Source organism: Stenotrophomonas sp. STEN009, assembly GCF_056760395.1.
Map to the genome: position 1 here is coordinate 132,470 of NZ_JBRRES010000006.1, position 6,052 is coordinate 138,521.

A 6,052-nucleotide genomic window follows, 5' to 3' on the forward strand; every position below is an offset into this window, starting at 1 on the left:
CCCGTGGAGATCGACATGAAGACCCCGCTTGTGATCGCAGGGCTCTGCCTTGCCCTGGCCGCGTGTGCGACCACCGGCCGCCTGAGCAGTGCCGAGCGGCTGGACCTGTACCGGGCGCACGCCGGCGCACCGCAGAATGACATGCAGTTCTTCGGCAGCCTCAACGGCTGGACCGAACTGGGCGACAGTGCACTGGCGGTATGGACCCGGCCCAGCGAGGCCTACCTGCTGGAATTGAACGGCCCCTGCCAGGATCTGTCGTTTGCGACCGCCATCGGCCTGACCAGCCGCATGAACCGCGTGTCGGCCCGCTTCGACAAGGTGCTGGTCCGGGACCCGACCGGAGGCCCGCGCCTGCCGTGCTTCATCAGCAGCATCCGCAAGCTTGACGTGAAGGCGCTGCGTGCTTCGGAACAGGAGCTGCGGCAGGCGCAGGTGCAGGAGCGCGAGGAGCCGGCGAACTAGGCCGGCGCCATCTCCGGATCAGGCTTCCGGGATGAAGCCGGCGGGCTTCTCCGCGTCCTTCTCGAACAGGAACTTGACCAGTTCCCCTTCCAGGAACGCGCGGTGCTTCGGGTCGCGCGGTGACAGGCGGTTCTCGTTGATCAGCATGGTCTGGTGCGCCAGCCATGCCGCCCAGGCCTGCTTGCCGATGTGGTTGAAGATGCGCTGGCCCAGTTCGCCCGGATAGGGCACGAAGTCCAGGCCCTCGGCATCGCGTTGTTCGTACTGGCAGAAGACGGTTCGGGGCATGGCACTCACTCGTGGTTGCGGGGTTTCTTGGATCTGCGTTGTGGCGGTTTGATCGCAGTGCCATCAAGCAGCTTGCGGATGGGAGCCGGCAAGCCCAGCGTCGGCAGTTCGTCGGCGGTGACCCAGCGCAGCGAGGATTCTTCCACGCGCAGGCCGCGTACCTGTCGCGACAGGATCTGCAGGTGCAGCCTGTAGTGGCTGAAGGTGTGCTGCAGCACCGGCAGCTCGTCGGCATCTTCCAGCGAGCCGTCCACGTGTGCATCGAACCAGTCCTGCAGCGCTTCACCGGCGTCGGCCTGCGGCAGGGTCCACAGTTGCGCCCAGATGCCGGTCTCCGGTCGCTTCTGCAGCAGCACGCGCTGCTGGGCATCGCGCAGCAGAAGGGCCACGGCTTCGCGTTCGGGCAGGGCCTTGCCTGGCTTCGGCGTGGGCAGCTCGGCGGTCCGGCCTTCGCGGCGCGCCACGCAGTCCTGCTGCTGCGGGCAGATCACGCAGGCGGGCCTGGCGCGGCTGCACACGGTGGCACCGAGGTCCATCTGCGCCTGCGTGTAGTCGGCCATCCGGCCATCCGGCACCTGGGCCGCGTGCGCTTCGGCGATGGCCCACAACTGCTTTTCGATGGCTGGCAGGCCGGGGAAGCCTTCGATGCCGTGATACCGGCTGAGCACGCGCTTGACGTTGCCGTCGAGGATCGGAAACCGGTCGTTCCAGGCCTGGCTGAGGATCGCGCCTGCAGTGCTGCGGCCGATGCCGGGCAGCGCATGCAGCGCGTCGAAATCACGCGGCAGTTCGCCGTCATGCAGTTCCACGCAGCGCTGGGCCGCCGCATGCAGGTTGCGCGCACGGGCGTAGTAGCCCAGCCCGGCCCACTGCGCCATCACTGCATCGTTGCTGGCCGCGGCCAGCGCGGGCAGGGTCGGGAAATGCTGCAGGAACCGCTGGAAGTAGGGGATGACCGTGGCCACCTGGGTCTGCTGCAGCATGATCTCCGACAACCAGACCCGATAGGGGCTGCGCGGATGCTGCCAGGGCAGGTCGTGGCGGCCGTGGTCGTCGAACCAGTGCAGCAGGCGGGCGACGAACGGGTCGCCCGCGGGCACGACGGTGGCCTCAGGCACTGCCAAGCGCTTCGGGCAGCAGCGCGTCGACGAAGGCTTCCGGATCGAATTCACGCAGATCTTCAGGGCGTTCACCGATGCCGGCGAAACGGATCGGAATGCCGAACTCGCGGGCCAGTGCGAACACCACGCCGCCCTTTGCGGTGCCGTCCAGCTTGGTCACCACCAGGCCGGTCACGTTCACCGCGGCGTTGAACTGGCGCAGCTGCGACAGCGCGTTCTGGCCGGTGGTGCCGTCGATCACCATCAGCACCTCGTGCGGCGCAGCGGGATCGATCTTGCCGAGCACACGACGGATCTTGCCCAGCTCGTTCATCAGGCCGGACTGGGTATGCAGGCGGCCGGCGGTATCGGCAATCAGCACCGACGTGCCGCGCGCCTTGCCGGCCTGCAGCGCGTCGTAGGCCACCGAGGCGGCGTCGGCGTTCTGGCCCTGGGCCACCACGGCCACGCCGTTGCGCTCGCCCCAGGCCTGCAGCTGGGCCACGGCAGCGGCACGGAAGGTATCGCCGGCGGCCAGCATCAGGCTGTGCCCGTCGTCCTTGAAGCGCTTGGCCAGCTTGCCGATGGTGGTGGTCTTGCCGACACCGTTGACGCCAACGGTCAGCACCACGAAGGGCCTGGCGTTGCGATCGATCACCAGTGGCCTGGCGACCGGCTGCAGGATCGCGATCAGGTCGGCACGCAGTGCGCCCAGCAGTGCGTTGGCATCGGCGAACTCACGTGCCTTCATGCGTCTGCGCAGGCCTTCGACCAGCTCGGTGGTCGCACCGACGCCGACATCGGCGGTGATCAGCGCGGTTTCCAGTTCGTCCAGCAGGTCATCGTCGAGCTTGGGATTGCGCGAGAACAGGCCGCCAAAGCTGCGCGCGATGGCGCTGTTGCGCAGGCGTTCGCGCCAGCCGGACTTGCCGGCGGGGGCCGGTGCGGCATCCACCAGCACCGGCAGGTCGGCGGCCGGTGCGGAGGGCTGCTGTGCGGGGATCACCGGAGCCAGCGGGGCGAGCACGGCTGCGGCGGCACGTGCCTCGGCCTCGACGTCTTCCGGTGCCAGGACGCGTTCGGTCGCTGCCGGCGCCGGCGGGGACGCCGGGGCAGCGGCGGGCGGCGCCGGGACGGGCACCGCCTCAGCTGGAGCCACGGCTGGCGGGGCGTCGGCTACGACCGTGGTGTCCTCGACGGGCGCGGCCGACGGGAATGCCGCCGCCAGCTCTTCAGCCGAGTAGTGCTGGGTCTTGGGCGCGTCCGGTGTGGCGGCGTCCTGGGGCTTCTTGCGGCGGAAAAAACTGAGCATTGGCAAAAGGCGCTGAAATCAGAGGGATATGCTACCACCCGGGCCCGTCTGCCCGATGTGGACTCAAGGTCGCGGCCGGGCAGCCGCTAATGGCTTCGGAGGGCTGCACCGAGTGGCCCGGAGACCGCCATGGACAACGTGATGGCAACGGCCTGGAGCGGCATGCGGGCCGCAGGGCAAGGCGTGCAGGTGGCCGCGCACAACGTGGCCAACCTGGCGACAGCCGATGCACCGCGCCTGCAGTTGCAGCGCGCGGCGGTGGAACAGGGTGGGGTGCAGACCCGGGTGACCGCTGCCGGCGCCGATCCCGCCGCGCCGCTGGCTGATCTGCTGGCGGCAAACGCGGAGGTGGTGGCCTTCGCCGCCAACGCTTCGCTGGTCCGCCGCCAGGACCAGATGCTGGGGTCGCTGCTGGATCGCCGGGCCTGAGCAGCCCGGCCTGGCAGATGACAGCCAGCGCCTGGCAGCGCCGGGCCATGCCCGGCGACCACCCAGCGTGTCAGGCCGACAGTTCCAGCAGCAGCTTGTTCAGGCGCGCAACGTAGGCGCCCGGGTCCTTCAGGCTGTCGCCGGCCGCGAGCGCGGCCTGGTCGAACAGCACGCGGCCGAGATCATCGAAACGATCACCATCGGCCTCGCCATCGAGCTTGGTGATCAACGGGTGCCCCGGATTGATCTCCAGCACCGGCTTGCTGTCAGGCACCTTCTGGCCGCTGGCTTCCAGGATCTGGCGCATCTGCAGGCCCAGATCCTGTTCGCCGATGGCCAGCACCGCTGGCGAATCGGTCAGCCGGTGCGACACGCGGACTTCGGCCACGTCGTCGCCAAGCACCGCCTTCAGCCGCTCGATCAGGGCCTGCTTGTCCTTGGCCGCCGCTTCCTGTTCCTGCTTGTCCGACTCGGTCTCCAGCGCGCCGAGGTCGAGGTCGCCACGGGCGATGTCGACAAAGCCCTTGCCGTCGAAGTCGGTCAGGTAACCCATCAGCCATTCGTCGATGCGGTCGGTCAGCAGCAGCACTTCCACGCCCTTCTTGCGGAACACTTCCAGGTGCGGGCTGTTGCGGACCTGGCTGTAGCTCTCGCCGGTCAGGTAGTAGATCTTGTCCTGGCCTTCGGCCATGCGACCGATGTAGTCGGCCAGCGAGACGGTCTGGGCATCGCCCTCGCCACGGGTGGAGGCGAAGCGCAGCAGGCCGGCCACCTTCTCGCGGTTGTTGTAGTCCTCGGCCGGTCCTTCCTTCAGCACCTGGCCGAACTCCTTCCAGAACGTGGCGTACTGCTCGGGCTTGTCGGTTGCCAGCTTCTCCAGCATGTCCAGCGAGCGCTTGGTCAGCGCGGCCTTCATCGAATCGATGACCGGGCCGGACTGCAGGATCTCGCGCGAGACGTTCAGCGACAGGTCGTTGGAATCGACCACGCCCTTGATGAAGCGCAGGTACAGCGGCAGGAACTGCTCGGCCTGGTCCATCACGAACACGCGCTGGACATACAGCTTCAGGCCCTTGGGCGCATCGCGGTGATACAGATCGAATGGTGCACGGCCCGGCACGTACAGCAGCGAGGTGTACTCCAGCTTGCCTTCGACCTTGTTGTGGCTCCACGCCAGCGGATCGCTGTGGTCGTGTGCCACGTGCTTGTAGAACTCGCTGTACTCGGCGTCGCTGATCTCGGTGCGCGGACGGGTCCACAGCGCGCTGGCACGGTTGACGGTTTCCCATTCGACCGCCGCGCCCTCTTCACCCCCTTCCTTCGGCATCTGGATCGGCAGGCCGATGTGGTCGGAGTACTTCTTGAGGATGCTGCGCAGGCGCCAGCCATCGGCAAAGTCGTGTTCGCCGTCCTTCAGGTGCAGCACGATGCGGGTGCCGCGCTCGGGCTTGTCGAGGGTCGCGACATCGAAGTCGCCTTCGCCGCGCGAGGTCCAGCGCACGCCTTCGCTGCTGGCCAGGCCGGCCCGCCGCGAGGTGACTTCGACTTTGTCGGCGACGATGAACGCGCTGTAGAAGCCGACACCGAACTGGCCGATCAGCTGCGAGTCCTTCTTCTGGTCGCCGGACAGCTGGCGCAGGAAGTCGCCGGTGCCGGACTTGGCAATGGTGCCGAGGTGGGCGATGGCCTCGGCGCGGCTCATGCCGATGCCGTTGTCCTCGATGGTGATGGTGTGGGCGGCCGGGTCGAAACTCACGCGCACGCGCAGGTCGCTGTCGTCTTCCAGCAGGGACGGCTGGGTCAGCGCCTCGAAGCGCAGCTTGTCGGCCGCGTCGGCGGCATTGGACACCAGCTCGCGCAGGAAGATCTCCTTGTTGGAGTACAGCGAGTGGATCATCAACTGCAGCAGCTGCTTGACTTCGGTCTGGAAGCCAAGGGTTTCGGTCTGGGTCGTCTCGGTCATCGATAGGGCTCCGTGTGCAATGCCGCGCCAGCGCGTGCGGCCTCGCCAAGGGGTAGGGGTGATTGTCCCGAAATCAAGGGGGTTGGTCGGGCAGGGCGGCGCCCTGCACCCGCAGAGGCCAGAGCAAAAGCAACAGCGTGCATTCCGTGGGATGGCGGGGCACTGTGGGTTCGCGGGGGCGCCGTGAATCCGTCCATGGAGGCTTGGTCGCCGCATCCATGCGGCTCACACCCCGCGAACCCACAGTGCCCCGCCTTCGACAGTTGGCCGGTGACCACTAGATCCACGCCATGCGTGGATGAAATCTCTCAGATCTCGAGATCCAAGCCAGGGTCAGATCCGTTTTCCACAGGAAAACGGATCTGACCCCAAGAGCCGTTCCGACAGATCGCAGGAAACGGTCGAAGGCGGGGTGGATCAGGTTGTGGGGGTGTCCGCGGCATGGATGCCGCGGCCAAGCCCCCAGGGATGGGTTCACGGCGTCCCCCACAACCT

At 67.6% G+C, this 6,052-nt stretch carries 6 protein-coding genes; 2 read left to right on the forward strand and 4 right to left on the reverse strand.

What is annotated here, in order from left to right:
* The first annotated feature begins 15 nt into the window (after positions 1 to 15).
* Entirely contained in the window at positions 16 to 465 is a 450-nt protein-coding gene (locus ACVOMM_RS04760) for a DUF6491 family protein (RefSeq protein WP_053517332.1), read from the forward strand.
* Between the two features lie 18 nt (positions 466 to 483).
* Here the strand turns inward: ACVOMM_RS04760 and ACVOMM_RS04765 are convergent, their stop codons facing one another.
* Genes ACVOMM_RS04765 through ftsY form a run of 3 tightly spaced genes read right to left on the reverse strand, consistent with a single transcriptional unit; the run spans position 484 to position 3,165 of the window.
* Positions 484 to 753, reverse strand: coding sequence for an oxidative damage protection protein (locus tag ACVOMM_RS04765; RefSeq protein ID WP_065174958.1), 270 nt, complete (start codon positions 751 to 753; stop codon positions 484 to 486).
* Positions 754 to 758: 5 nt separating this feature from the next.
* Positions 759 to 1,871, reverse strand: coding sequence for an A/G-specific adenine glycosylase (mutY, locus tag ACVOMM_RS04770; RefSeq protein ID WP_231107715.1), 1,113 nt, complete (start codon positions 1,869 to 1,871; stop codon positions 759 to 761).
* Positions 1,864 to 3,165, reverse strand: a complete 1,302-nt coding sequence (gene ftsY, locus ACVOMM_RS04775) for a signal recognition particle-docking protein FtsY (RefSeq protein WP_053517307.1) — start codon at positions 3,163 to 3,165, stop codon at positions 1,864 to 1,866. The genes mutY and ftsY overlap by 8 nt, the downstream gene beginning before the upstream one ends.
* Positions 3,166 to 3,294: 129 nt before the next feature.
* Here ftsY and ACVOMM_RS04780 point away from each other — a divergent pair, with 129 nt between their 5' ends.
* Complete coding sequence (locus tag ACVOMM_RS04780; RefSeq protein WP_128989068.1) at positions 3,295 to 3,594, forward strand: hypothetical protein; 300 nt, start codon at positions 3,295 to 3,297, stop codon at positions 3,592 to 3,594.
* A gap of 70 nt (positions 3,595 to 3,664) precedes the next feature.
* Here ACVOMM_RS04780 and htpG read toward each other — a convergent pair whose 3' ends face one another.
* Positions 3,665 to 5,557 (reverse strand): molecular chaperone HtpG, encoded by a 1,893-nt coding sequence (gene htpG / locus ACVOMM_RS04785; protein WP_128989070.1) that lies wholly within the window; start codon positions 5,555 to 5,557, stop codon positions 3,665 to 3,667.
* Positions 5,558 to 6,052: the final 495 nt, after the last annotated feature.